Below are 23354 nucleotides of genomic sequence, written 5' to 3' on the forward strand. Positions count from 1 at the left end.
AGGGGGCGACGGTGCCCCCGCCGGTGCCCCTCGGACGTGTCCGGAACGGGGCGCCGTACCATTCATAAGGTTGTCAGCAGGATGTCCTGCTCCATGAACGGACCCGCCTTGTACGAACTCCCCTCAGCCCCCGCCTCCTGGCGCGTCGCGCTGCCGCACACCGCCGCGGCGGTGCCCGTGGCCCGTGCCCTGGTCCGTACGGCGCTGGCCGAGCTGGAGCACGGGGCGGACTGCGACACCGCCGAGCTGCTCACGGCGGAGCTGGTCGCCAACGCCGTGGAGCACACCTCCGGCGAGACGCCGATAGAGCTGGTCGTGGAGCTGATGCCGTCGGGCTGCCGGGTCGAGGTGCACGACACCGACCCGGCCCCGCCCGGCGACCTCACCTGTCCGGCCGGCGGGCCGCCCGACCCCTGGCAGGAGCACGGGCGCGGTCTGCTGCTGATCCGCGCCCTCAGCTCCTCCTGCGGTCACCGGCCGACGGAGTCGGGCAAGGCCGTGTGGTTCAGACTGCCTGCGGTTCCCGCTCAGCGGCGCCCGTCGGCGTGAGGCGGCCGAGCCGCGAGTTCCGGCGCCCGTAGAGCAGGTACAGGGCGGCACCCACCGCCAGGAACACCGCGAACTGGATCCAGGTCGCCCGGCCCGTCTCGTACATCAGGTACAGGCAGAAGCCGACGCCGAGCAGCGGCGTGACCGGGTACAGCGGCACGCGGAAGGTGCGGGCGAGTTCCGGCTCGCGGCGGCGCAGGGCGATGACCGCGATGTTGACGACGGCCATGATGGCGAGCGTGCCGATGGTGCACAGGTTGACCACTGCGTCCAGCGGCGCGAAGGCGGCGGGGAGCGCGAAGACCAGCGCGACGATCAGCGTCCCGGCGACCGGGGTGGAGGTCCTCGGCGAGACCCGCTCGAAGACCCCCGGGATGAGCCCGTCACGGGACATCGACATCAGGATGCGGGTCTGGCCGTACATCACGGCGAGCACCACGGAGGCGATGGCGACGACCGCGCCGAAGGCGATCACGCCGCCGCCGACGGTGGAACCGGTGACCTGGTTGACCACGTACGACAGCGCGGCGGGACGGCCGCCGACCGCGTCGCCGCCGATGGCGCCGATGGCGGCCAGCGCGACCGCGCAGTAGAGCACGGTGACCAGGCCGATGCAGACGAGGATCGCGACCGGGATGTCCCGGCGGGGGTTCTTCGCCTCCTCGCCGGCCGTGGTGATCGCGTCGAAGCCGATGTACGAGAAGAAGGCGGCGGTGGTGCCCGCGCCGATGCCGGCCAGGCCCTCCGGTGAGAACGGGGTGAGGTTGCCGTCCCGGAAGGCGGTGAAGCCGATCGCGACGAAGGCGACGAGCACGGCCAGCTTGAGGACGGCCATCGCGGCCGTGGCCCGGGCGCTCTCGCGCACGCCGCGGACCAGCAGGACGGCGGCCATGGCGATGACGATCACGGCCGGCAGGTTGACCACGCCGCCTTCGGCGGGGCCGCCCGACAGGGCCTCGGGGAGCCGCAGTCCGACGAGGCTGTCGAGCAGCTCGTTGACGTACTGGCTCCAGCCGACCGCCACGGCGGACACCGACACGCCGTACTCCAGCAGCAGGCACCAGCCGACGAGGAAGGCCGTGCCCTCGCCGAGTCCGGCGTAGGCGAAGGAGTACGAGGAGCCGGATACCGGGATCGCGCCGCCCAGCTCGGCGAAGGCGAACGCGGTGAAGACGCAGGTGACGGCCGCCAGGACGAACGAGACGACGACGGCCGGGCCGGCCTGGGCCACCGAGTCGGACAGGCCGACGAAGATGCCGGTGCCGACGATCGCGCCGACGCCGAAGCAGACGAGCTGGAAGAGGCCCATCGTGCGCTTGAGGCCGTGGCCTTCGCGGTCGGCGCCGGATTCGGCCACCAGCAGATGGGGCGACTTGTAGCGGGGCATGCGGGTGGTGCTCGTTTCTGGTGGTGCGGGGTGCGACGGGTGCGTCGCGCGGACGGCCGCGGAGGAGGGGTGGTTCCGGGCCGCCGGTCAGCATAAGGCCTGTTCAGGCGGGGGTTGCCACGATGGCGCGGGAAGGGCCTCGGGCCAGGGTGGCCACCATGACCGCCTTGATGGTGTGCATCCGGTTCTCCGCCTCGTCGAAGACGACCGAGTGGGCCGACTCGAAGACCTCGTCGGAGACCTCCAGGTGGTCCAGGCCGTGCGAGGCGTGGATCTCCCGGCCGACCTTCGTGCCGAGGTCGTGGAAGGCGGGCAGGCAGTGCAGGAACTTCACGTCCGGGTTGCCGGTGGCGCGCAGCACGTCCATGGTCACGGCGTACGGGGCCAGGGCCGTGATGCGCTCGTCCCAGACCTCCTTCGGCTCGCCCATGGAGACCCACACGTCGGTGGCGACGAAGTCGGCACCGCGCACGCCCTCGTCCAGGGTCTCGGTGAGGGTGATCCGGGCGCCGCTGCTCTCGGCGAGGGCACGCGCCCGGTCGACGACCTCCTCCGCCGGCCAGTAGGCCTTCGGCGCGACGAGACGGACGTCCATGCCGAGCAGGGCGCCGGTCACCAGGTAGGAGTTGCCCATGTTGAAGCGGGCGTCGCCGAGGTAGGCGAAGGCGATCTCCGTCAGCGGCTTGGCGCAGTGCTCGGTCATGGTCAGCACGTCGGCGAGCATCTGGGTGGGGTGCCAGTCGTCGGTGAGCCCGTTGTAGACGGGGACCCCGGCGTGCGCGGCCAGCTCCTCCACCTTCTGCTGGCTGTCCCCCCGGTACTCGATCGCGTCGTACATCCGCCCCAGCACCCGCGCGGTGTCCTTGACCGACTCCTTGTGCCCGATCTGGGAGCCGGAGGGGTCGAGGTACGTGGTCGAGGCGCCCTGGTCGGCGGCCGCGACCTCGAACGCGCAGCGGGTGCGGGTGGAGGTCTTCTCGAAGATCAGCGCGATGTTCCGGCCCCGCAGGTACGGCGTCTCGGTCCCGGCCTTCTTGGCCGCCTTCAGCTCGGCGGCCAGCGCGACCAGACCGCGGAACTCCCCCTCGGTGAAGTCGAGCTCCTTGAGGAAGTGACGGCCGGCGAGGGCGGTCGGGACTGTCGCCATGGGGGCGCTCCAGGGATACGGGGACACAGACTCCTGGAATACTATACGAAACTCAGCATGCCTATACGGCGACGGGCCGGGGCGTCACACCGGGTCCCGCTCCACGGGGCAGCTCATGCACCGCGGTCCGCCCCTCCCCCGGCCCAGCTCGCTGCCCGGGATCTCTATCACCTCGATGCCCTGCTTGCGCAGATGGGTGTTGGTGGTGGCGTTGCGCTCGTAGGCGACGACGACGCCGGGCTCGACGGCCAGCACGTTGCAGCCGTCGTCCCACTGCTCGCGCTCGGCCGCGTGCACGTCCTGGGTGGCGGTCAGCACGCGGATCTCGTTCAGGCCGAGCGCCGCGGCGATCGCGCGGTGCATGTGCTCCGGCGGATGGTCGGTGACCTTCAGCTCCTTCTCGCCGACACCCGGCTCGATGGTGTACGAGCGGAGCATGCCGAGACCCGCGTACTGGGTGAAGGTGTCGCCGTCGACCATCGTCATCACCGTGTCGAGGTGCATGAAGGCGCGGCGCTTGGGCATGTCGAGCGCGACGATCGTCTCGGCCGAGCCGGCGGCGAACAGCTTGTGCGCGAGCATCTCCACGGCCTGCGGGGTGGTCCGCTCGCTCATGCCGATGAGCACGGCTCCGTTGCCGATGACCAGCACGTCCCCGCCCTCGATGGTGGACGGGTAGTCGGCCTGCCCCTCCGACCAGACGCGAAAGGACTCGTCGCGGAACAGCGGATGGTGGCGGTAGATCGCCTCGAAGTGCACGGTCTCGCGCTGCCGCGCGGGCCAGCGCATCGCGTTGATGGACACGCCGTCGTAGATCCAGGCGGAGGTGTCCCGGGTGAAGAGGTGGTTGGGCAGCGGGCCGAGCAGGAAGTCGTCGAGCTCCATGACGTGGAAGCGCACGGAGGTCGGCTCGGGGTGCACGTCGAGGAACTCCCGCTTGGTCATGCCGCCGACCAGCACCTCCGCCAGTTCCCGCCCGGGCAGGTTCTCGAAGGCGGCTCTGAGGTGGTCGGTGGCCAGCGGGCCGTACTCCTTCTCGTCGAAGACCCGGTCCAGGACGAGGGTTCTGGCCTCCGGGACCTCCAGCGTCTCGGCCAGCAGGTCACCGAAGAGGTGGACGGCGACGCCCCGGTCGCGCAGCACGTCGGCGAACCCGTCGTGCTCGGCGCGGGCCCTGCGCACCCACAGCACGTCGTCGAAGAGCAGCGAGGTCTTGTTGCTCGGGGTGAGCCTTTTGAGCTCCAGGTCGGGCCGGTGCAGGATGACACGGCGCAGCCGCCCGGCCTCGGAGTGGACGTGGTATGCCATGCCTTCATCCTGACCGCAGGGGCCCGCCTTGACGCGTTCCCCGCACGTTTCGGCGCACTTCTGTTCGCGTCCGGATGACGACAACGGGGTCCGGTGGCAGGCGGCGGTGCGTCAGCCGCTGGGCAGGGGCTGGAGGAGTTCGGGCCGGGCCAGCATGCGGCGGGTGTCGCGTCCGGGTGCGAGGGCGGCGCGGGCGACGATCCAGCCGGCCAGGGCGTGCGGCTCCGCCGGGTCGGAGGCCAGCCGGGCGGCGTACCCGGCGAGCGCGGCCGCGGCGTCCCCGGCCGCGAGATGCGCGTCGGCGGTGCGCGCGACGGCCGGGCGGGTGGCGAAGACGTGGGTGCGGACGTCGGGCCAGGGGGTGCGGTCGGGGCGGAAGCGAGGGCCGTCCGGCGGCGGCTTCGCCGCGGGGTCGACGTTGCGCAGACGCCACTCGGTGCGGTGCAGGGCGGCGGCGGTGCGGGCGCGTCTGAGGGCGTCCCGCGGCACCGGTTCGCGCAGCCAGGCGTCGAGCGTGCGGGCCAGGCCGGAGACCAGGGCCCGGCCCTGGGGGGTGAGTGCGCCTTCCGCCAGCAGCGTGCGCACGACCAGCCGACTCTGCAGGCGGCGCAGCGCGAAGTGGTAACCGGCCCGCTCGGCTGCCGCCTCGTCTCCGGCGAGGGCGAGCCGGTCCCGCCAGAACCCGGCGACGCCCGTGAAGGCGTACGCGCCGTGCAGCAGGCCGGTGAGGTGCCGCGGGTCGGGCCGCCACGGCGCGTAGTAGCGCTCCTCGCGGTCGTCGTCGAGCAGCGGGAAGAGATGGAGCAGGGCCGCGAGCTTGCTGTGCTGGAACTCGTGGACCAGGGTCTCGGCCAGGGCGAGGGGGGACGAGGGGCGGGCGATGACCATGGCCCCGAAGGAGTCGCCGCTGGTGGCGGAGACGACGACGGTGGGCGGCGGGGGCGGCAGGGCCCGGGTGCGTCCCCACGGCACGACGGCCCGGATCGCTCCCGCGTCGAACCGGCCGGGCCCCTCACCGCCCGCCGCGGTGAGCAGGGCGACGGCGTCCTCGAACAGGCGCTGCCAGGCCTCGGCCTCGGCGGGGTCGAGGCGTGCGGGCGGGAGGGGGTCGTCGAGGTCGCGGTAGGGATCGAGGTCTTCGAGCGGGATGGCCACGGAACCGGCGGGGGCGGGACGGGTGAGGGTCCGCAGCGGGAGCCAGACCGGGGTGTCCCGCGGTGGCGGTGCCGGAGCGGCGGTCCTTCTCGCCGGCAGCGGCTGCGTCGCCGGGCGGACGGTGACCGCCGGAGCCCCGCCGCCGGCCCGGCCCGGCCCGGACAGGAACAGTTCGCCGTCCCGGGTGCGCGCGTCACCGACCGCCAGCCCGCCCGGGGCCTCGGGGAGCCGGGCCAGCCCCAGGCCCGGCAGGGACAGCCCGCCGTCGGAGAGGGGGACGCGCAGGCGGGCCTCGGTTCCGGCGCGCAGGGACGCCGCGATCGCGAGGGCGCACAGGTGCCCGGCCTCGGCCCACAGCGGCGGGCCCGAGGCGGTGCCGTGCAGCCGGCGCAGGACGTGGGCGATCCAGCCGCCGGTCGACGGGGCCAGCAGCAGCCGGTCGACCGGTCCGGGCGCCGCGGCCGCTGCCGCCTTGAGCACGCCCCAGGCGTCGGCGGCGGGGCTCAACGGCGTGCTCACGGTGCCGAGCCGGTCCAGCAGGGTCCGCAGGAGCAGCAGCCTGCGCGCCCGCTCCGCCCGTTCGAGGAAGGCGACGGCTTCCGGGGACCCGCCTCCCGCGGCCAGTTCCGCGAAGATCCGTTCGGGCATGCGGAACGGGGCGTGGCGCGGCTCGCTGGGCATGCGGGACCTCCGGTCGCGGGTGCGGGGGTGGGCCCCGGCACGGCGCCGAACCCCGTGCGGGCCGCCTGCCGTCGGGGCCGGGGAGCTATTCGGCCCGAGCGCTCCCCTCGCTGCCCCCTCTGATGCTGCCCCGAGCCCGCAGTACCTCGCCGAGCAGACGGGCGGAGGGCTGCAGCGGGGCGAGACCGTCCACCTCGGTCAGGGGCAGCCCCGCCAGGTCGGCGAGGTCCGATTCCCAGACGTCGGTACCCGCGGCGACGGCCGCCTCCCGGGCGGCGGCTTCGGCGTGGCACAGAGCGGGCGGCTGGTCCAAGGTGCTCCCCCTTCTCGCACGGTGGCACGCGATGCCCCGTGCCCGTCCCTCTCCATCATGGCCATTCCTGCCCGGGTCGAAAACCGTACGATCACGCCACCCGATCATTTCCGATCGCGCCGGCGCTTCACGGACGTCTCCAATTCACGCAGCGCGGCGGCCAGTTCGTCCTTGAGCTCCGGGTCGTCGTCGAGGGAGACCACGGCGTCGAACACGTCCCACAGCGCTTCCGGCCGGCGCCGCGCCAGCCCGTTGAGGATGCCGACGGCATCCGTGCGGGCCTTGCTGTGACGGGCCAGCGTGCCCGAGACGCCCGGGTCCAACGAGGCGACCACCGCCTGCCGTTCGGCCGGGTCCTGCATCAGCGGATAGGCGAGGAGAGCCGTCACGGCCCGCTGCAGCGGTGAGGCCGGACGCGCCACGGCGGCCGCCGGTGCCGGGGCCACGATCTCGGTGCGCTCGGGGCCCTGCAGCCGAATCTCCGGATACTGCAGAGTATGTCCCGCTTCCCTGAGGGCGGCGATGCGTGACCTCACGGCCGGAAACAGCCCCTCCGGATCGGGGGGTGCGGGCAGGGCGGCGGCCCCCTCGGCCAGCAGGCCCAGCAGGATCTCGGAGAACAGGCCCGTCCCCCGCTCGGGGTCGTTGGCCGCGACGCGCCCGCGCCCGGCCGCCCGCAGCAGCGTCTGCCGGTGTGCGTGGTTGCGCCGCCCCGCGGGCAGGGCGTCCGGGGGCAGCGGCTCGCGGAAGGCGAGGTCCTCCTCGAAGCTCTCGCAGGCGTCGACGACCCACAACTGCTCACCGAAGCCCGGTACGGCGTCCCCGGCGTACCGGTCGAGCGCGGAGTCGAGGTCGATGCCGAGCTTGTCGGCCGTGGTGGCGTCGGCGCAGAACAGCCGCAGGTGCCCGGACCGGTCGAGCACACCGTGCCCGCCCCACCACACCCACAGGACGTCGCCCTGTTCCCGGGGCAGTTCCCGGACGAGGACCCGGCGCAGGGTGGTCCGGTCGGCGGGCCGGTGGGGCACCGCGGGCACGAACGGCGGCAGGGGCGCCAGGTGCAGGCGCAGTTGCTCCTCCGGCACCCCGGCCGCGCGCAGCAGCCGGTGGAAGGCGACGGCGTCCCGGGCCGGCCCGGGCAGGTCCCAGGCCGGGCCGGCGTCGTAGCGCTCGATGCCGACGATCAGCGCGTGCACCCGGTCGGGGTTCACGGCAGCCGGTCCACGATGTGCCGGTAGACCTCGGCGTTGGTCCAGTAGGCGCTGTGGGAGGCCGGGAAGGGCTGGCGGCTGTCGACCGCGACGTCGGTGACCCGCCCGGGGAACAGGCCGGCGCCCAGGTAGGAGAGCAGATCGCGCGGGTCGTACAGGTTCAGCCACTGGGGCAGGTGGGGCGGCAGTGGTGCCGGATGTTCCAGGGAGGGCAGCGATCCGGACTCGTAGAGGAAGGGCGCCTGGGAGCCCGCCGTCACCAGGAGCCGGACCTGGGGCAGTTCGGCGGTGACCAGGGTGTCCAGCGCGATGATGCCTCCCAGGCTGTGGCCGACGAGGGTGACGGGTGGCTCCAAGCCCGCCACCAGGCGGCGCAGATCGGCGCGGACGGCCTCGCCGCGGCTGAGGTAGCGCAGGATGTCACCGGCGGCGGGGTGGGCGGCCTCGGTGAGGGCGCGCCGGCGGCGCAGGACGGCACGGGATGCCGCCGAACCCGCGGCCTTGAGCACGAGCGAGCGCACGCCGCGTTCCGTGCCCGCGGGCCGTGCGCCGAGTCGCCGGGCGAGCCGTTCGGTGACGGTGTCCCGCAGGTCGCCTGTAGGCACGAGCGGGACGTCCGAGTCCAGGGCATCGGCGATGACCCGGGCGGCCAGGGCGCGGGCGGCGAGGACCGCGAGGTCGTCCGTCTCCAGTGCGAGGGCGGCCGGCCCGAGCAGCGGATCGGCGGCGAGGTCGGTGGCGGCGCGCGCCAGGCCCGGTCCCAGTTCCGCCGCCGTGCCGTCGCCCTGGGCGGCCAGGCCGGCCAGCGCCGCGCGCATCGCCTGGTCCGGTGGCAGGGAACCGGGGGCCCGCTCGGTGACCTGCGGCGCACCGGCCGCCGCGAGCCGCAGTTCGCTCCGGGGATCGGCGTAGAGGGCGGCCCAGGCGGCGGCCGTCTCCTCCTCCGGGCCGGGCCCGGCGAGGCCCCGGGACGTGCCCCCCGGCCCGGCGGGGAAGCTGGCCCCGCCCGCGGCGAGCGTGGCGCCGTGCGTGCCGCCCCAGTAGTACGGCACGATGCGAAGTCCCTCGCGCAGGGCGGTCAGGCCGGCCGCCACGCGCCCCGCAAGCTTCGAGAAGCCTGGTTCGCGCACCCCTGTCCCATGGATGAAGACGACTGTCGCCATGTGCCCCCCGTGACACCGGTACAGAGTTGTGTACGACTGCCGATACGCCGCCAAGTTACCAGTAACATACGTAAGTTGGGGTCCGCGACGACCGGATGCAGGGGGGCGCCGTGAGCGCTGAAGCCGTGGTCACGCATTTCCTGTTCGCCTCGGCCCTGATCCTGGTGGCCGGCCATGGCGCCGGCTGGCTGGCACAGCGTCTGAAGCAGCCGTACATCGTCGGCCAGTTGGCGGCGGGCATCGCCCTGGGTCCCTCGCTGCTCGGCGGCATGGCCCCCCGCGCCCACGCCCTGCTGTTCCCCGGAGAGATCGGTACGGCGCTGACCGGGCTGGCGCAGTTCGCCCTGGTGGTCTTCCTGTTCGCGGTGGGCTACGAGCTGGATCTGAAGGTCCTGGGCGACCGGGCCCGCACGGCGGTGACGGTGGCGCTGGCGGCGTTCGTCGTCCCCATGGCCGTGGGCAGCGGCTGCGCCCTGCTGTTCCGGGAGCAGTTGCGGGCTCTGGACATGCCCGCTCCCACCGTCGGCACGGTGCTGTTCGCCGGGGTGGCTTTGTCGATAACGGCCGTACCGGTCCTGACGGCCATCGTGCGGGAGAACGGCCTGGCCGACACCGTGCCGGGCGTGCTCGCGGTGTCCGCCGCCGGGCTGCTGGACGTGCTCGGGTGGACGGTGCTGGCCGGGACGATGCTGGACGGCGACACCGGTGAGCAGGCGCTGGCCTGGCAGTGGCGGGCACTCGTGGCCACCGGTTTCGCCCTGCTGATGCTGCTCGCGGCCCGGCCGCTGCTGCGGCGGCTGCTGTGGCGGACCCGGATGGAACCGTCCCTGCGGCTGGCGCTGCTCATCGGCTTCGCCTGCGCGTCGGCCTCCGTCACGCAGTTCCTCGGCCTGCACGCGATCTGCGGCGCGCTGCTCGCCGGGCTCGTCTGCCCGCGCCAGGAGGACGGGACGCTGGATCCGGACCTGCTGCGGCCCTTGCACGTCGTCAGCTCGCTGCTGATTCCCTACTTCTTCGTCTTCTCCGGGCAGTCGGTCGCGCTGAACGGCATGAACGCCACCGGCTGGCTCACGCTGCTGGTGGTGACCGTGCTGGCGGTCGTCACGAAGGTGAGCAGCGGATCGGTGGCGGCCCGGCTGGGCGGTCTCGGCCGCGACGACGCCCGGACGGTCGGCGTGCTGCTGAGCGCCCGCGGCCTGACGGAACTGATCGCGCTCAACGCCGGGCTCCAGGCGGGGCTGCTGAGCAAGCCGCTCTACACGGTGCTGGTATTCATGGCGCTCGCCACGACCCTGTTCACCCAGCCGCTGCTCCTCCTGGTCCGCCGCCTGTCGGCACACGGACCGGCACCCGCCCCGGGCCGTGACGCGGCGGCACGGGTTCCGGGCCCGCCGCACCGGCCCGCCCAGGAGGCGCCACGGCAGCCGGCCGACGGATCCGCCGCGCAGCCGGTGGCGGACGCGGGCTGAACCGGCCCGGGGCGGCGTCCGCGCGCCACCCCGGCCGGACCGTCCGCTACAGCGGCATCGGCGCCATGTCGCACTCGATCCGGCGGCGCTGGCGGGCCGCGAGCAGCCAGGGGTGGTCGGCGCGGACCACCCGGGCGAAGCCGTCCGTGGCCTTGCGCTGGAGCTCGTCCGCCTCCGCCGCGCGGCCCAGCCCCCGCAGGTCGAGACCCAGGTTGGCCATGCAGGACAGCGTCAGCGGGTGCTCCTCGCCCGCGACCTCGGTGAGCCGGGGCAGATTGGCCTGGTCGATCTCGAAGGCACGCTCGAAGTCCACCCGGGCGTAGGCCGTGTTGGCCTGCCCGAGGGCGACCGTCAGGGTGGTGACGTGCTGGGGCCCCACCCCGTCCGTCAGCCTGCGCGCCGCGTCGTCCTCCAGCTCCTGGGCCTGTTCCAGGGCTCCTTGCGCGCGCAGCGTGGCGGCCAGGTTCGCCTTGGTGAGCAGGGTGTAGGCGTGGTGCGGGCCGAGGCGCTGCTCGAAGCGGCGCAGCGTCACCTCCGCCAGCTGCCGGGAACTCTCCAGGTCCCCGGCCAGCCGCTGGTCGACGGACACGTTGGTGGCCGACGACATGGCGTCGAAGTGGTCGGGGCCGTAGCGGGCGATGAAGCGCCGCAGCGTCTCCTCGGCGAGCTTGGCCGCTTCCGCGTGCGCCCCGTCCCGGCGGCGGCAGACGGCGAGGTTCCGGGCGATGCGCAGCGTGAGCGGGTGTTCCTCGCCGAGTTCGCCGCGCGCCCGGCGGTAGGCGTCCTCCTGGAAGTCGCGGGCGCCGGGATAGTCACCGCTCTCACGCATGTCGATGGAGAGGGCGTTGAGGGTGTTGAGGGTGAAGAAGCTGGCGGGGCCGAACAGCAGCTCGCGCTGCTGGGCGTTCTCCTGGTCCAGCGGCAGCGCGTCCTTGAACCGGCCGCACAGGCGCAGGGCCACCCCCCAGGCGTGGGTGGCGCGCAGGGTCATCGGGTCGTCGGGCCCGAACAGGGACCGGGCCAGTTCGGTGGCCTCCTGGGTCAGCGCCCTGGCCTCCTCGAAGCGGCCCTGGTAGCCGTGGGCGTCGGCCATCTCGCACAGCGAGTCGATCAGGTTCTCCGGGTCGACCTCGGTCCGGCGGGAGATCTCCAGGGCCTTCTCGGTGAGCGGGATGGACTCGGGGACCTGGCCGATCTGGCGCAGCAGGAAGCCGAGGCTCTTCATCATCCGCAGGACGTTGACGTCCTCCTCGCCGGAGGCGGCGAGCCAGGCGCTCCACGCCTGACGGGCGAAGTCCGCGGCCCCCACGTGGTCGCCCCAGTAGTAGAGGAACCACACGGTGTCGAAGACCAGTTCCCGCACGTAGGTGTCGGTGCTGGTCACCGCCTGGGAGGTGAGCACATGGGGCAGCAGCGCCTGGTAGGCACGCCATTCCAGCGACGAGCCGTAGGGGCCCGGCTTGGCGGCCGACAGCAGCTGGTGCGCGGCGTCCCGCATCCGCTCGCGTTCCTCCGGGCTCAGTTTGGCCAGGAGCACGGTCTGCAGGAGGCGGTGCATCTGGAGGGTGTCGGACCGCGGGTCGACCCTGACGAGGGAGAACTGGCTGAGGTCGCGCACGGCGCGGTTCAGTTTGATCGACTCGCGCAGCAGGGGATCGACCTCGGGCGTGACGTTGACCCCCCGGCTGCCGCGCAGCATGGCCCGGGGAATGGGCTCGGGTGCCATGCTGGCGCAGATGTCGAGCAGTTGCCGGGCGCCGGGGTTGTTGGCCTTGATCCGCTCCAGCGAGATGTCCCAGGCGGCGGCGACGGAGACCGGGTAGTCGGGGGCCGGGTCGAGTTCGAGGATCTCGGGGCTGCGCTCGGCGAGCAGGTCGAGGTACTCGTCGACCTGCATGCCGGTGACCGCGCGCCAGGCGCCCGCCTGCTCGACCGCCAGGGGCAGGTCGCCCAGGGCCTCGGCGAGCCGGTCGGCGTCCTCGGCGGACAGGTCCGGCGACCGCTTCTGCAGGAGCTCGATCGACTCCGCACGCTCGAACACGTTGACGGGCAACGAGGTGGCCACCCTCTCCCAGGCGCGGTTCCGGGAGGTGACGATGACCTTGCCCGGGCCGTTGGTCGGGAAGTACTGACGCACCGCCTCGACGTCCTCGGCGTTGTCGAAGACGAGCAGCCAGTTGTCGTAGGGCGTTCCGGTGCGCAGCGCCTCCAGTACGGCCGGCACGGCCGTGTTGGCGGCGGGCGCGCCCAGGCTGTCCTGCCCGCTCGGGGCCACGCCCAACTGCGCGGCCAGCTGGGCCAGCGCGGCGAGGATGAGGCTCTCGCGCTCGGCGGGGATCCAGCAGATCACCCGGTAGTCGTGCTGGTGGGTGTAGACGTACTCCAGTGCCAGCTGGGACTTGCCGACGCCGCCGAGCCCGTGCAGGGCGTTGGGCAGCACCGCCGCCGTGTCCTGCGCCCCGAGCTGCTCCTCCACGGCACTCAGCAGCGCCTGCCGGCCGACGAACGAGGTGTTCCGCAGGGGAACGTTCACCAGCAGGGCGGGCGTCGACGAGGGCGTCGGGGTGCTCGGCATGGGGGGCTCAGCCTCCAGGGGTTCTTGTGGGGTGGCGTCGGATACCAGAGGTGGCACGGGTGGTTCTCCAGCTTCGTTGGGGCGGTTCGACGGTGGCAGACTTCCCGATCCGTCGGACAATCCCCCATCAGCCGCACCGTTCACCTCAGAGGGTGTAACTCCGGACATTCCCGGACTCACTCGTTCGGCGGCGCCGGGCCCGCGGGTCCGCGACAGCCGGGGCTCGATACGGCGGGCGCGTGCGGCGTACGGGCCCGACAGCGCCCGCATCACGGCCAGCTCGCTGCGCGCCCAGCCCCGCTCGGACGGGTCGGGAAGCGTGGCGCCCATCGGGTCGCGCAGGGCGGCGCGCAGGGCGACCCCGCGGGTGCCCGCCGCGGGCAGTTCCCCCACCACGCTGACGGTGTGGGCGAGTTGGCTGCGGGTGGTGGTGGCCAGCAGTTCCTCACGGACCCCGTCGGCGAACTCGGGGCGCCCCTCCCCGCCGCCGTCCCAGTCGATGAGGCCGCCCATCAGGATCTCCGCGAGGTGGTCCGGGCCCGTCTCCGGCATGGTGCGCCGCCTGAGCTGTTCCACCAGGTCGAAGTCGAAGGGGACGGCGGCGAGTTGGGCGGCGAGCCGGCGCGCGGCGGGGGTGGCGAGGGTGAAGAAGCGGCGCACGGCGGCCCGGGCGGCCCGCGGGTGGCGCGGGGCGCGCAGCCCCGGCGCCGGCGACCCCTTGGTGAGGGTGCCGGCCAGGACGACGGGCAGGGCGCGGCGCACGCCCCGCTCCCCGGTGACGAGGTCGGCCCAGGCGGACAGGGAGGCGGGTTTCAGGGAGAGGACGGGGACGGCCACCGACCCGTCCCCGGCGTCGGGCAGCGGGCGCAGCGGGTCGGGTCCGGCGGGCGGCGCCCAGTGTCCGAGCCCGTCGTTGGCGGCGCCGAATCCGCCGGCTTCCAGAACGGCCGGGTAGGGGTAGAGCGAGGTGCGGTGGCGCAGATGCGGGGCGAGCAGGTGCACGAGCGCCGTGGGGCCGGCGTGGGCGAGCCGGCCGAGCAGGTCGTCGGCGGCGGGGGCGGCCCAGCCGTGGGCCAGCCCGTCGGTGACCACGAGGAAGACCCGGTCGCCGCGCCCGTCGAGGAGTTCTCCCGGGTCGCAGGCGGACCGGCCGGCGCTCCAGCGCAGGGCGGCCGGGCCGGTGCGGGGCACGTGCACGCGGACCGTGCGGACGGACCGGAAGGCGCCGCTCTGCTCGGCGGCCTCGGCGAGACGGGCGACGGCCTCCTCCCAGATGCGCAGGGTCGGCGCGTCGTCGACGAGGAGGACGAGGTCGAAGGCCGCCGTGCGGGCCGGGCGCAGGAAGGGCATCCACATGCCGTCCACGACTCCCTGCTCGGCGGTGGTGTCCTCGTCGAGTTCGAGCGTGTCGCGGGAGGGCACGCGGCGGGCCAGCTGGTGCAGGGCGCGGGCGAACCGGGCGGTGATCCGTCCCGGCGCGGGCTCCTGGCGGTCCCCGGCGGGCAGCAGCGGCTGCCCGAGGCGCACGGTGAAGCGCCCCTCGGCGTCGGGTAACAGGCGGGAGCCGGTGGTCCGCGCCGAGGAGGCGGCGGGGGCCCACGGCAGGGGCGGGTCCGCGGGGTCCGGGCGGGGGGCGGGGGCCGCGGGCGGGTGCGGAAGCCGCTCGGCGCCGGCTGCCGGGTCGCCGGCGTGCGGATCTCCGGGATGCGGATCTCCGGCGTGTGTCTCTCCGGCGTCTGTCCCGCCGGCCGGCCGGGCCGTCTCCTGCTCGCCGGTGTCCCCGTCCTCGGCCCTGGGCGGGGCCGCCGGGGAGGGGGGCTCGGTCTTCGGCGGAACAGGCTCCCCGCCGGGTGCGGGCGGGCCGCCGTGGCGGTTCCAGTACGCGGCGAGCCAGACGGCGTCGGCGACGTCCTGCCAGCGCGGGACGGACCGGTCCGGGGCGGCCGGGACCTCCGCCGCGTGCTCCGGCTCCCGGTCGCCGGGCTCGGGGAACGCCGAAGGGGGCGACGACCCCGACACGGGGAAGCCGTCGCCGGGCCCGGATGCGTGCTCCCTGGGATTGCCCTTCATTCAGCGGCCCTTCGCGAGGTCGCGCAGGAGCATTTCCACGAGCTTACGCCCGTCACCATCCGCCTGGAAACCACCGGCGGTGGTCATCTGGACGGCGTTGAGGAGCTGGTCCAGGGAGTGGGTGCCGCCGGCCTGGACCCGCTGGACGAACAGGTCGACCAGGTCTTCCGTGCCCTGGGGGCGGGTTCCGAGGTGGCCTTCGACCATGGCCAGGAGTTGCTCCCGGCTGGGCGTGCGCATCTCCAGGGGCAGGCAGCGGCGGCGGAACGCCGCGGGGAACTCGCGTTCCCCGTTGCTGGTGATCACCACGACCGGGAACTCCCGGCACTCGACCCGCCCGTCGCGCACCTCGGCGCGGCCCCCGGGGTCGCTGGTGTGGACGTACGCCGTGTCCGCGGCGTCGCGCACCAGCTCGGGGACGTCATAGCTTCCGTTCTCCAGGACGTGCAACAGGTCGTTCGGCAGGTCGATGTCGCTCTTGTCGAGTTCGTCGACGAGAAGCACACGGGGACGATCGTAGGGCAGCAGCGCCGTCCCCAAGGGGCCCAGGGTGATGAAGTCCCCTAATACTGGCGGAAGTTGACGAGGATTTTGAGTAAGCGCGGTGTTGACGCCTCCGCTCGGCTCCACGTCCTCGGCCGCCGCCGGCCCGCCGGCCGGCGGCTCGTCCCCGGGCTCCCAGGCGGCGTGGCGCAGTCCGGCGCGCCACGCGGCGATGGCCTGGGCCCGGCCCATCGCGTCGTGGGCGTAGAGGCCGTCGCGCAGGGTGGTGCGGCTGACGATGTTCCACTCCAGGACGCGGCCGAGACCGAGCTCCCGCGAGACGAGGTAGGCGAGGGTGGACTTGCCGACGCCGGGCGGGCCGGTGATCAGCAGGGGCCGCCGCAGCAGCAGCGCGGCGTTGACGACGTCGATCTCCTCCTCGCCCAGCTGCGGGGTGACGTCGCCGGGGCCGAGCCGGCGGAGCGCCGCCTCGGGGTCGGCCGGCGGCACCGGTCGCGGCGGACCGCCGCGGAACGTGCGCCAGGGCGGCGGCGCGGGCAGTGCGGGCGGTTCGGCCGGGGCGCCGCCCGTGCCGTGGAAGATCCGCCAGCCGTTCTGGGCCGTCTGCTCCTGCGTGCTCATGCCGGTGCCTCCTCGCTGGCGAGATCGCCGGGGTCGGTGGGCTGAACGTCCACGGGACGCGTGGGATCGTCCCAGAAGAATCCGATATGTCTGCCGAGGAGCTCACCGGGTCCCCGGCCCTCGCTCTCGGCGTTCCTGCGCAGCAGGTGCACGGCCACCGGGATCCTCGCCGGGGTGGGCGCGGCCGCGAAGAGGGCGGTGACCACCTCCCGGCGCTCCTCGCGGAAGACACCTCTGCGGTCCCAGATCGCCAGTCCTATCCCTTCCGCTATGGCGGCCTTGAGGGCCTCCCGTGCCGGCATGTCGGACGGGGCGTCGAGCACCACCGCCGTATGTCTGGGTTCCCCGGCGAGCCCGGCCTGCCACGCGCCGAGCCGGGCGCCGTCCGGTTCGCGCCAGCCGTGCACCAGGACGCCGTGTTCGCGCAGGGTTCGCCAGCGTTCCCGCCACTGGTCCCGCACGAGGACGTCGTCCGTGCGCATCCGCTCCAGACTGCGCAGGTGCACCCCGTACTTCAGGCTGAGCGGCAGCGGCTGCCCGTCGCCGATCCGGAAGGTCAGACCGGCCACATCGTGGTTGAGGAGGTCGTACGGAAGGATGAACTCGATGTACGGCGGTGGCTGCGGGTGTCCACCCGGGCCGGTTTCGCCCGGGGCGGCCCAGAGGCGGGCGCCCTGCCGTAACGCGCCCTGGACGGCCGCGCCGAGTCCGTCGAGGGTGGTCGTGGCGGGCTCGCCGGGCTGCGGGTCCCAGTGCCCGGGCGCGGTGTTGAGCCAGGGGCGGACGACGATCTCGCCGGTGCCGTCGCGTGCGGGCTCGACGGAGACGACCAGACAGCGCGGGATGTCCGGGTCGGCCGTCGCCGTGCGGCGCGCCCGGCGGCGTTCGTCCACGGCCCCGGTGAGCCCGGCCCGCCGGGCCCAGTCGTCGACCCAGCCGGTCAGGGCGGTGCGGTGCCCGGGGTCGGCGGAGAGCGCGGCGGCGTGGTCGGCCAGGAGGACGGCGGGGGGCAGTCCGTCCGGTTGCGCGTTCCGGTCGAGGACGTGCGCGAGGAGCTGTTCCGGGGTGAGGCCGGTGGGCAGGTCACCGCCGTTGAGTTCCTCGACCAGGGCGTCGCGCAGCCGGCCGGCGGGCGGGGCGGCCGCGGCGAGCAGGGCGCGGGCGCTCGCCTCGTCCTCGCGGGAGAGGGGGCCGTGCAGGACGGGCGGCGGGGCGGGGTTCAGCCACTGGTCGAGCAGGTCGTCGAGGTTGTCGCCCGCCAGGTCGCCTTCGAGGATGCGCACCACCTCGACCAGTACGCGCTCGCCACCGGGCACGTTCAGCGCGGCACGCACCATCAGCACCACGTCCTCGCGCAACTTGACGCCGCGCAGGTCGATCTGACGCCCCAACAGGTCGCCCAGCACGACACCGAAGTGCAGCCGGCCGTGCGCGTCCTCCATGCAGCCCAGGTCGCAGAGCGCGTTGGTCAGCCGCCCCAGCAGCAGCCGTAAGCCGTCCACACCCCCGGGTCCGCCCTCGGGTTCGCGGGACCCCGCGTGTCTCTCCACCGACTTTCCCCCCGAGCCGGTACACCTGCCTGACCGACCAGCGAAGTTAGCACGGCAACCAGCGGTTAACCAGGGACGAACGGGACCCGGCGGACGACGTCCGGCCAGGATCGCCCGAGGCGGGACGAGCCTGGCCGGAACCGGGTCCCGACCGCCTCACAGCCGCGGATCCACCGGCTCCGACTCCAGTGCCAGCACCGCGAACACCGCCTCGTGCACCCGCCACAGCGGTTCACCCCCGGCCAGCCGGTCCAGGGCCTCCAAGCCGAGCGCGTACTCGCGGATCGCCAGGGAGCGCTTGTGGTTGAGGAACCGGGAGCGCAGGCGGGCGAGGTTCTCCGGGCGGGTGTACTCAGGGCCGTAGATGATCCGCAGGTACTCCCGGCCACGGCACTTGATGCCGGGCTGGACCAGGCGGCCCTGGCCGTCGCGGACGACCGCGCCGACCGGCTTGACGACCATGCCCTCGCCGCCGCGGCCGGTCATCTCCAGCCACCAGTCGACACCGGCCCGGACCGACTCGGGGTCGGCGGTGTCGACGTAGAGCCGGCGGGTGGTCTGGAGCAGGCCGCTGCCGTCGTGCTCGACGAGCCGGTCGATGAGGGCGAGCTGCTCGTCGTGCGGCAGGGCGGCCAGGCTGCGGCCCTGGACCGCGAGGAGCTGGAACGGTGCCAGGCGGACGCCGTCCAGGCCGTCGGTGGTCCAGCAGTAGCGGCGGTAGGCGGCGGTGAACGCGGCCGCGTCGGCGGCGCGTTCACCGGTGCGGGCCAGCAGGCCGGACACGTCCACGCCCCGCTCGGCGGCGCCCCGCAGCGCGTCCAGCGCCCCGGGGAACACCGCGCCGGACGCGGCGCCCACGGCGGCGTACTGCGACCGCAGCAGCCCGGACGCCTTCAGCGACCAGGGCATCAGCTCGGCGTCCAGCAGCAGCCAGTCCGTCTCCAGTTCGTCCCACAGGCCCGCCTCGCCGATCGCCGTGCGCAGCCGGTCGAGGACCGCCTCGGTGAGCGTGTCGTCGTCCAGGAACGGGCGGCCGGTGCGGGTGTAGACAGACCCGGTGGGCCCGTCCACGCCGAAGCGCTTGCGGGCCGCCTCCGCGTCGCGGCACACCAGGGCCACCGCGCGCGAGCCCATGTGCTTCTCCTCGCACACGACCCGCGCGACACCGTCCCGCTCGTACTGGGCGAAGGCCTCGGCCGGGTGCTCCAGGTAACCGTCGACGTGGCTCGTGGCCGTCGGGGCCATGGTCGGCGGCAGGTACGGCAGCAGCCGTGGGTCCACGGCGAAGCGGCTCATGACCTCCAGGGCCGCCGCCGCGTTCTCCTCGCGGACCGAGACGCGGCCCTGGTACCGGGTCTCCACGACCCGGCGGCCGCGCACGTCCGCGAGGTCCAGCGGGCGGCCGTCGTGCCCGCCGGGCGCCTCGCTGCGCAGCGGCTTCAGCGGCTCGTACCAGACCCGCTCGGCGGGGACGTCGACCAGCTCGCGCTCCGGCCAGCGCAGCGCGGTGAGCTTGCCGCCGAAGACGGCGCCGGTGTCCAGGCAGATGGTGTTGTTGAGCCAGGTGGCCTCCGGGACGGGGGTGTGGCCGTAGACGACCGCCGCGCGGCCGCGGTACTCCTCCGCCCACGGGTAGCGCACCGGCAGGCCGAACTCGTCGGTCTCCCCGGTCGTGTCGCCGTACAGGGCGTGGCTGCGGACCCGGCCGGAGGTGCGGCCGTGGTACTTCTCGGGCAGGCCGGCGTGGCAGACGACGAGCCGGCCGCCGTCGAGGACGTAGTGGCTGACGAGCCCGTCGAGGAACTGCCGCACCTCGGCGACGAACTCCTCGCTCTCGCCGGCCATCTGCTCGATGGTCTCCGCGAGCCCGTGGGTGTGCTGGACGTTGCGGCCGCGCAGGTAGCGGCCGTACTTGTTCTCGTGGTTGCCGGGCACGCACAGCGCGTTGCCGGACTTCACCATGGACATCACGCGGCGCAGCACGCCGGGGCTGTCGGGGCCGCGGTCGACGAGGTCGCCGACGAAGACGGCCGTGCGGCCCTCCGGGTGGACGCCGTCGGTGTAGCCCAGCTTGCCGAGCAGGGCCTCCAGTTCGGCGGCGCAGCCGTGGATGTCGCCGATGATGTCGAACGGTCCGGTGAGGTGGGTGAGGTCGTTGAAGCGCTTCTCGGTGACGACCGTCGCGTGCTCGACCTCGTCGACGCCGCGCAGGACGTGCACCTTGCGGAAGCCCTCGCGCTCCAGGTGCCTGAGGGAGCGGCGCAGTTCGCGGGTGTGGCGCTGGATGACCCGGCGGGGCATGTCGGCGCGGTCGGTGCGGGCCGCGTTGCGCTCGGCGCACACCTCCTCGGGCACGTCGAGCACGATGGCGATGGGCAGCACGTCGTACTGCCGGGCCAGGTCGATCAGCTGGCGGCGGGCCTCGGACTGCACGCTGGTCGCGTCCACGACCGTGCGCCGGCCCGCTGCCAGGCGCTTGCCGGCGATGTAGTGCAGGACGTCGAAGGCGTCCTTGGTCGCGCTCTGGTCGTTCTCGTCGTCCGAGACGAGGCCGCGGCAGAAGTCGGACGAGATGACCTCGGTCGGCTTGAAGTGCCTGCGGGCGAAGGTGGACTTGCCGGATCCGGAGGCGCCGATGAGCACCACCAGGGACAGGTCGGTGACGGGCAGCACGCGCCCCTGCGTCTCGTCGGTCATGCCGCCTTCGCCTCCTTCGGGCCGGTCAGGGTGAACAGGGCCATCTGGGTGGGCGGTCCCACCTCGGGGTCGTCGGGTCCCACGGGCTCGTACGCGACCGTGTAGCCGTGGCGTTCGGCCACCGCCTGCGCCCAGGCCCGGAATTCGTCGCGGGTCCACTCGAAGCGGTGGTCGCCGTGCCGGACGTGTCCGGCAGGGAGGGTCTCCCAGCGCACGTTGTACTCGACGTTGGGGGTCGTCACGAGGACCGTGCGCGGCCGGGCCGCGCCGAACACGGCGTACTCCAGGGCGGGCAGCCGGGACAGGTCGAGGTGCTCGATGACCTCGCTGAGCACGGCGGCGTCGTAGCCCTTGAGGCGGGTGTCGGTGTAGGTGAGCGAGCCCTGGAGGAGCGTGACGCGGGACGCCTGCCGCTCGCCCATGCGGTCCAGCTTCAGCCGCCGGGAGGCGATGGTGAGGGCGCGCATCGACACGTCGACGCCGACGATCTCGGTGAACGCCGGGTCCTTGAGCAGGGTCTGCACCAACTGGCCCTGGCCGCAGCCCAGGTCGAGCACGCGGGAGGCCCCGGAGTTCCGCAGCGCGGTGACGATCGCCTCGCGGCGCCGCACGGCCAGCGGGGTGGGCTTCTCCTCCGTCTCGGTCTCCGCCTCGACCGCGTTGTCGATCGTCTCGACCTCGCTGTCGTCGGCCTCGGCGAGCCGCACCAGCTCCAGCCGCTCGGTCGCCTGGCGGGTCAGCGACCAGCGGCGGGAGAGGTAGCGGCTGGTGATCAGCCGCTGCTCCGGGTGGCCGGGCAGCCAGCCCTCACCGGCGCGCAGCAGCTTGTCGACCTCGTCGGGGGCGACCCAGTAGTGCTTGGCGTCGTCGAGGACGGGGAGCAGCACGTACAGGTGGCGCAGGGCCTCGGCGAGGGTGAGCGTGCCGGATTCGAGGACGAGACGCACGTACCGCGAGTCGCCCCAGCCGGGGAACGCGGTGTCCAGCGGCACCGGTTCCGCGGTGACCGTCCAGCCGAGCGGCTCGAAGAGCTTCGCGACGAGGGCCGGGCCGCCGCGGGCGGGCAGCGCGGGCACCTCGATCCGCAGCGGCCTGGCCTGGCCGGGCAGCTCCGGGCGGGCGTGGCAGACACCCTTCATCGCGCTGGAGAAGACGTTGCCCAGCGCCACGGCGAGCAGGGAGGAGGCCGCGTAGGGGCGGTCGTTGACGTACTGGGCGAGCGCCGCGTCCGGGGCGCCGCCGCGGCCCTTGCCCTTGCCCTTCCTGACCAGGGCCACCGTGTCCACTTCCAGCAGCAGGGCCGCCGTGCAGCGCCGGGCGTCCGCCTCGGGGTAGAGGACGTGCGCGGTGCCGGAGGAGGTGGAGAACGCCTGCGCCTTGTCGGGATGCTTGTGCAGCAGGTAGCCGAGGTCGGTCGCGGGACGCTCTGGGGTGCCGGTGGTACTGATCGTCAGGAACATGCGGAGGGCCTCTCCGGCCGGGTCGGATGACTGCGGTGCCGTATGCGAAAGCCCCCAGGAGTGGTGATCCCGGGGGCCCGGCAGGACGACGCCCACAGCTTCGCACACCTGTGCCCACCAGCGCCTTCGTTTATCGGCGGCGGACGGGCCCGGCCGCTACGACAGCTGCGACTGCACCTGTGAGGAGATCAGCTCCAGGTGGTCCAGGTCGTCCAGGTCGAGGACCTGGAGGTAGATGCGGCGGGAGCCGACGGCGGCGTAACGGCCGATCTTGTCGACGACCTCGGCCGGGGACCCGGCCAGGCCGTTGAGCTTGAGCTCGTCGACCTCGCGGCCGATCGCGGCGGCCCGGCGGGCCACCTCCTGGTCGTCCCGCCCGACGCAGACGACGAGGGCGTTGGAGTAGATCAGGTCGTCGCCCTTGCGGCCGGCCTCCTCGGCGGCGGCGCGCACCCGGGCGAACTGGCGCTCGCTGTCCTCGACGGAGGCGAACGGCATGTTGAACTCGTCGGCGTACTGGGCGGCCAGCCGCGGGGTGCGGGTCGGGCCGTGGCCGCCGACGAGGACGGGGATCTTCGCCTGGGCCGGCTTGGGCAGCGCGGGCGAGTCCGTGAGGTCGTAGTAGGTGCCGTGGAAGTCGTAGGTCTTGCCGGCGGGCGTGGCCCACAGGCCCGTGACGATCTCCAGCTGCTCCTCGAGTCGGGCGAACTTCTCCTTGGGGAAGGGGATGCCGTAGGCCTTGTGCTCCTCCTCGAACCAGCCCGCGCCGAGGCCGAGTTCGACACGGCCGCCGGACATCTGGTCGACCTGCGCGACCTGGATGGCGAGGACGCCGGGCAGCCGGAAGGTGCCGGCGGTCATCAGCGTGCCGAGGCGGATGCGCTTGGTCTCGCGGGCGAGGCCGGCCAGCGTGATCCAGGCGTCGGTCGGGCCGGGCAGGCCGTCCACGCTGCCCATGCGCAGGTAGTGGTCGGAGCGGAAGAAGGCGTCGAAGCCGAGGTCCTCGGTGGCCTTGGCGACGGTGAGCAGAGTGTCGTAGGTGGCCCCCTGCTGGGGCTCGGTGAAGATGCGCAGATCCATGCCTCCCATCCTGCACGCCGGGGCGCCGGATCACGCGATCGGTCCCCCGTCCCGGCCCGTCCCCGGTCGGGTGAAATTACGTCAATACCGCTGGACGTGCCTGACCGGGCCAGTGACCGCCCCGGGTGGTGATCGTTGGCTCGGGCGGAGCCGGAGCCCCCGGCTTCCGCACCGGCCCGTCACCGCCGGGGCGTCACCCGCGTCGGCCTCCCCGGGGGGCCAGGGGCCGAGGAGGCCGTCATGTCCGAAGAGACCGTGCCGCAACAGGGCGGGACCGGGCAGCCGAAAGGGCTGCTGCAGCAGATGGAGGAGCTGATGGCGGCGCTGAACGCGGACCTGTCGGCGCTGGACGCGGACCTGCAGGCGTCGGGGGACGCGGGGCGGGAGGCGGTGGAGGAGGGCCGGGCCGGCTAG

The 23354-nt window shown here is 73.7% G+C and carries 16 protein-coding genes; 3 read left to right on the forward strand and 13 right to left on the reverse strand.

Annotated features, from left to right (window positions below; translation table 11 throughout):
• Nucleotides 1–81: 81 nt before the first annotated feature.
• The gene (locus tag ACF07N_RS19555) at nucleotides 82–549 is read left to right on the forward strand and encodes an ATP-binding protein (RefSeq protein ID WP_383330393.1); all 468 of its coding nucleotides are present in this window, start codon (nucleotides 82–84) and stop codon (nucleotides 547–549) included.
• On the opposite strand, the gene ACF07N_RS19560 is transcribed toward ACF07N_RS19555, so the two are convergent.
• From ACF07N_RS19560 to ACF07N_RS19590, 7 genes are all read right to left on the reverse strand, one after another.
• The gene (locus ACF07N_RS19560; protein WP_383338196.1) at nucleotides 506–1936 is read right to left on the reverse strand and encodes an amino acid permease; all 1431 of its coding nucleotides are present in this window, start codon (nucleotides 1934–1936) and stop codon (nucleotides 506–508) included. The two genes, ACF07N_RS19555 and ACF07N_RS19560, sit on opposite strands and share 44 nt — an antisense overlap.
• Before the next feature lie 103 nt (nucleotides 1937–2039).
• On the reverse strand, nucleotides 2040–3083 hold the full coding sequence (gene argF / locus ACF07N_RS19565) for an ornithine carbamoyltransferase (protein ID WP_392114422.1): 1044 nt from the start codon (nucleotides 3081–3083) through the stop codon (nucleotides 2040–2042).
• Between the two features lie 84 nt (nucleotides 3084–3167).
• Complete coding sequence (locus ACF07N_RS19570; protein ID WP_383330401.1) at nucleotides 3168–4391, reverse strand: arginine deiminase; 1224 nt, start codon at nucleotides 4389–4391, stop codon at nucleotides 3168–3170.
• 111 nt (nucleotides 4392–4502) lie between these two features.
• On the reverse strand, nucleotides 4503–6227 hold the full coding sequence (locus ACF07N_RS19575; RefSeq protein WP_392114425.1) for an HEXXH motif domain-containing protein: 1725 nt from the start codon (nucleotides 6225–6227) through the stop codon (nucleotides 4503–4505).
• 85 nt (nucleotides 6228–6312) lie between these two features.
• Nucleotides 6313–6540 carry a hypothetical protein gene (locus ACF07N_RS19580; protein ID WP_383330407.1) on the reverse strand — a complete coding sequence of 76 codons (228 nt, stop codon included), beginning with the start codon at nucleotides 6538–6540 and terminating at the stop codon, nucleotides 6313–6315.
• A gap of 104 nt (nucleotides 6541–6644) precedes the next feature.
• Nucleotides 6645–7751, reverse strand: a complete 1107-nt coding sequence (locus tag ACF07N_RS19585) for a caspase family protein (RefSeq protein WP_392114428.1) — start codon at nucleotides 7749–7751, stop codon at nucleotides 6645–6647.
• Nucleotides 7748–8914 carry a hypothetical protein gene (locus ACF07N_RS19590; RefSeq protein ID WP_392114431.1) on the reverse strand — a complete coding sequence of 389 codons (1167 nt, stop codon included), beginning with the start codon at nucleotides 8912–8914 and terminating at the stop codon, nucleotides 7748–7750. Before ACF07N_RS19590 ends, ACF07N_RS19585 begins: the two co-directional genes overlap by 4 nt.
• Before the next feature lie 110 nt (nucleotides 8915–9024).
• Between ACF07N_RS19590 and ACF07N_RS19595 the strand changes: the two genes are divergently transcribed.
• On the forward strand, nucleotides 9025–10383 hold the full coding sequence (locus tag ACF07N_RS19595) for a cation:proton antiporter (RefSeq protein ID WP_392114434.1): 1359 nt from the start codon (nucleotides 9025–9027) through the stop codon (nucleotides 10381–10383).
• A 46-nt stretch (nucleotides 10384–10429) separates the two neighbouring features.
• On the opposite strand, the gene fxsT is transcribed toward ACF07N_RS19595, so the two are convergent.
• From fxsT to ACF07N_RS19625, 6 genes are all read right to left on the reverse strand, one after another.
• Complete coding sequence (gene fxsT / locus ACF07N_RS19600; RefSeq protein ID WP_392114437.1) at nucleotides 10430–15028, reverse strand: FxSxx-COOH system tetratricopeptide repeat protein; 4599 nt, start codon at nucleotides 15026–15028, stop codon at nucleotides 10430–10432.
• On the reverse strand, nucleotides 15029–16153 hold the full coding sequence (locus tag ACF07N_RS19605) for a MoxR family ATPase (protein ID WP_392114440.1): 1125 nt from the start codon (nucleotides 16151–16153) through the stop codon (nucleotides 15029–15031).
• A complete protein-coding gene (locus ACF07N_RS19610; protein ID WP_392114442.1) occupies nucleotides 16150–17655 on the reverse strand; it encodes a hypothetical protein in 1506 nt (501 codons plus the stop codon). The genes ACF07N_RS19605 and ACF07N_RS19610 overlap by 4 nt, the downstream gene beginning before the upstream one ends.
• Before the next feature lie 204 nt (nucleotides 17656–17859).
• Entirely contained in the window at nucleotides 17860–20400 is a 2541-nt protein-coding gene (locus tag ACF07N_RS19615) for a polynucleotide kinase-phosphatase (RefSeq protein WP_392114445.1), read from the reverse strand.
• The gene (locus tag ACF07N_RS19620; protein ID WP_392114448.1) at nucleotides 20397–21860 is read right to left on the reverse strand and encodes a 3' terminal RNA ribose 2'-O-methyltransferase Hen1; all 1464 of its coding nucleotides are present in this window, start codon (nucleotides 21858–21860) and stop codon (nucleotides 20397–20399) included. The genes ACF07N_RS19615 and ACF07N_RS19620 overlap by 4 nt, the downstream gene beginning before the upstream one ends.
• A 156-nt stretch (nucleotides 21861–22016) precedes the next feature.
• The gene (locus tag ACF07N_RS19625) at nucleotides 22017–22940 is read right to left on the reverse strand and encodes an LLM class F420-dependent oxidoreductase (protein ID WP_392114450.1); all 924 of its coding nucleotides are present in this window, start codon (nucleotides 22938–22940) and stop codon (nucleotides 22017–22019) included.
• Between the two features lie 240 nt (nucleotides 22941–23180).
• Between ACF07N_RS19625 and ACF07N_RS19630 the strand changes: the two genes are divergently transcribed.
• Entirely contained in the window at nucleotides 23181–23354 is a 174-nt protein-coding gene (locus ACF07N_RS19630) for a hypothetical protein (RefSeq protein WP_311683230.1), read from the forward strand.

It is taken from the genome of Streptomyces sp. NPDC015242 (assembly GCF_043079125.1).
GTDB lineage: Bacteria > Actinomycetota > Actinomycetes > Streptomycetales > Streptomycetaceae > Streptomyces.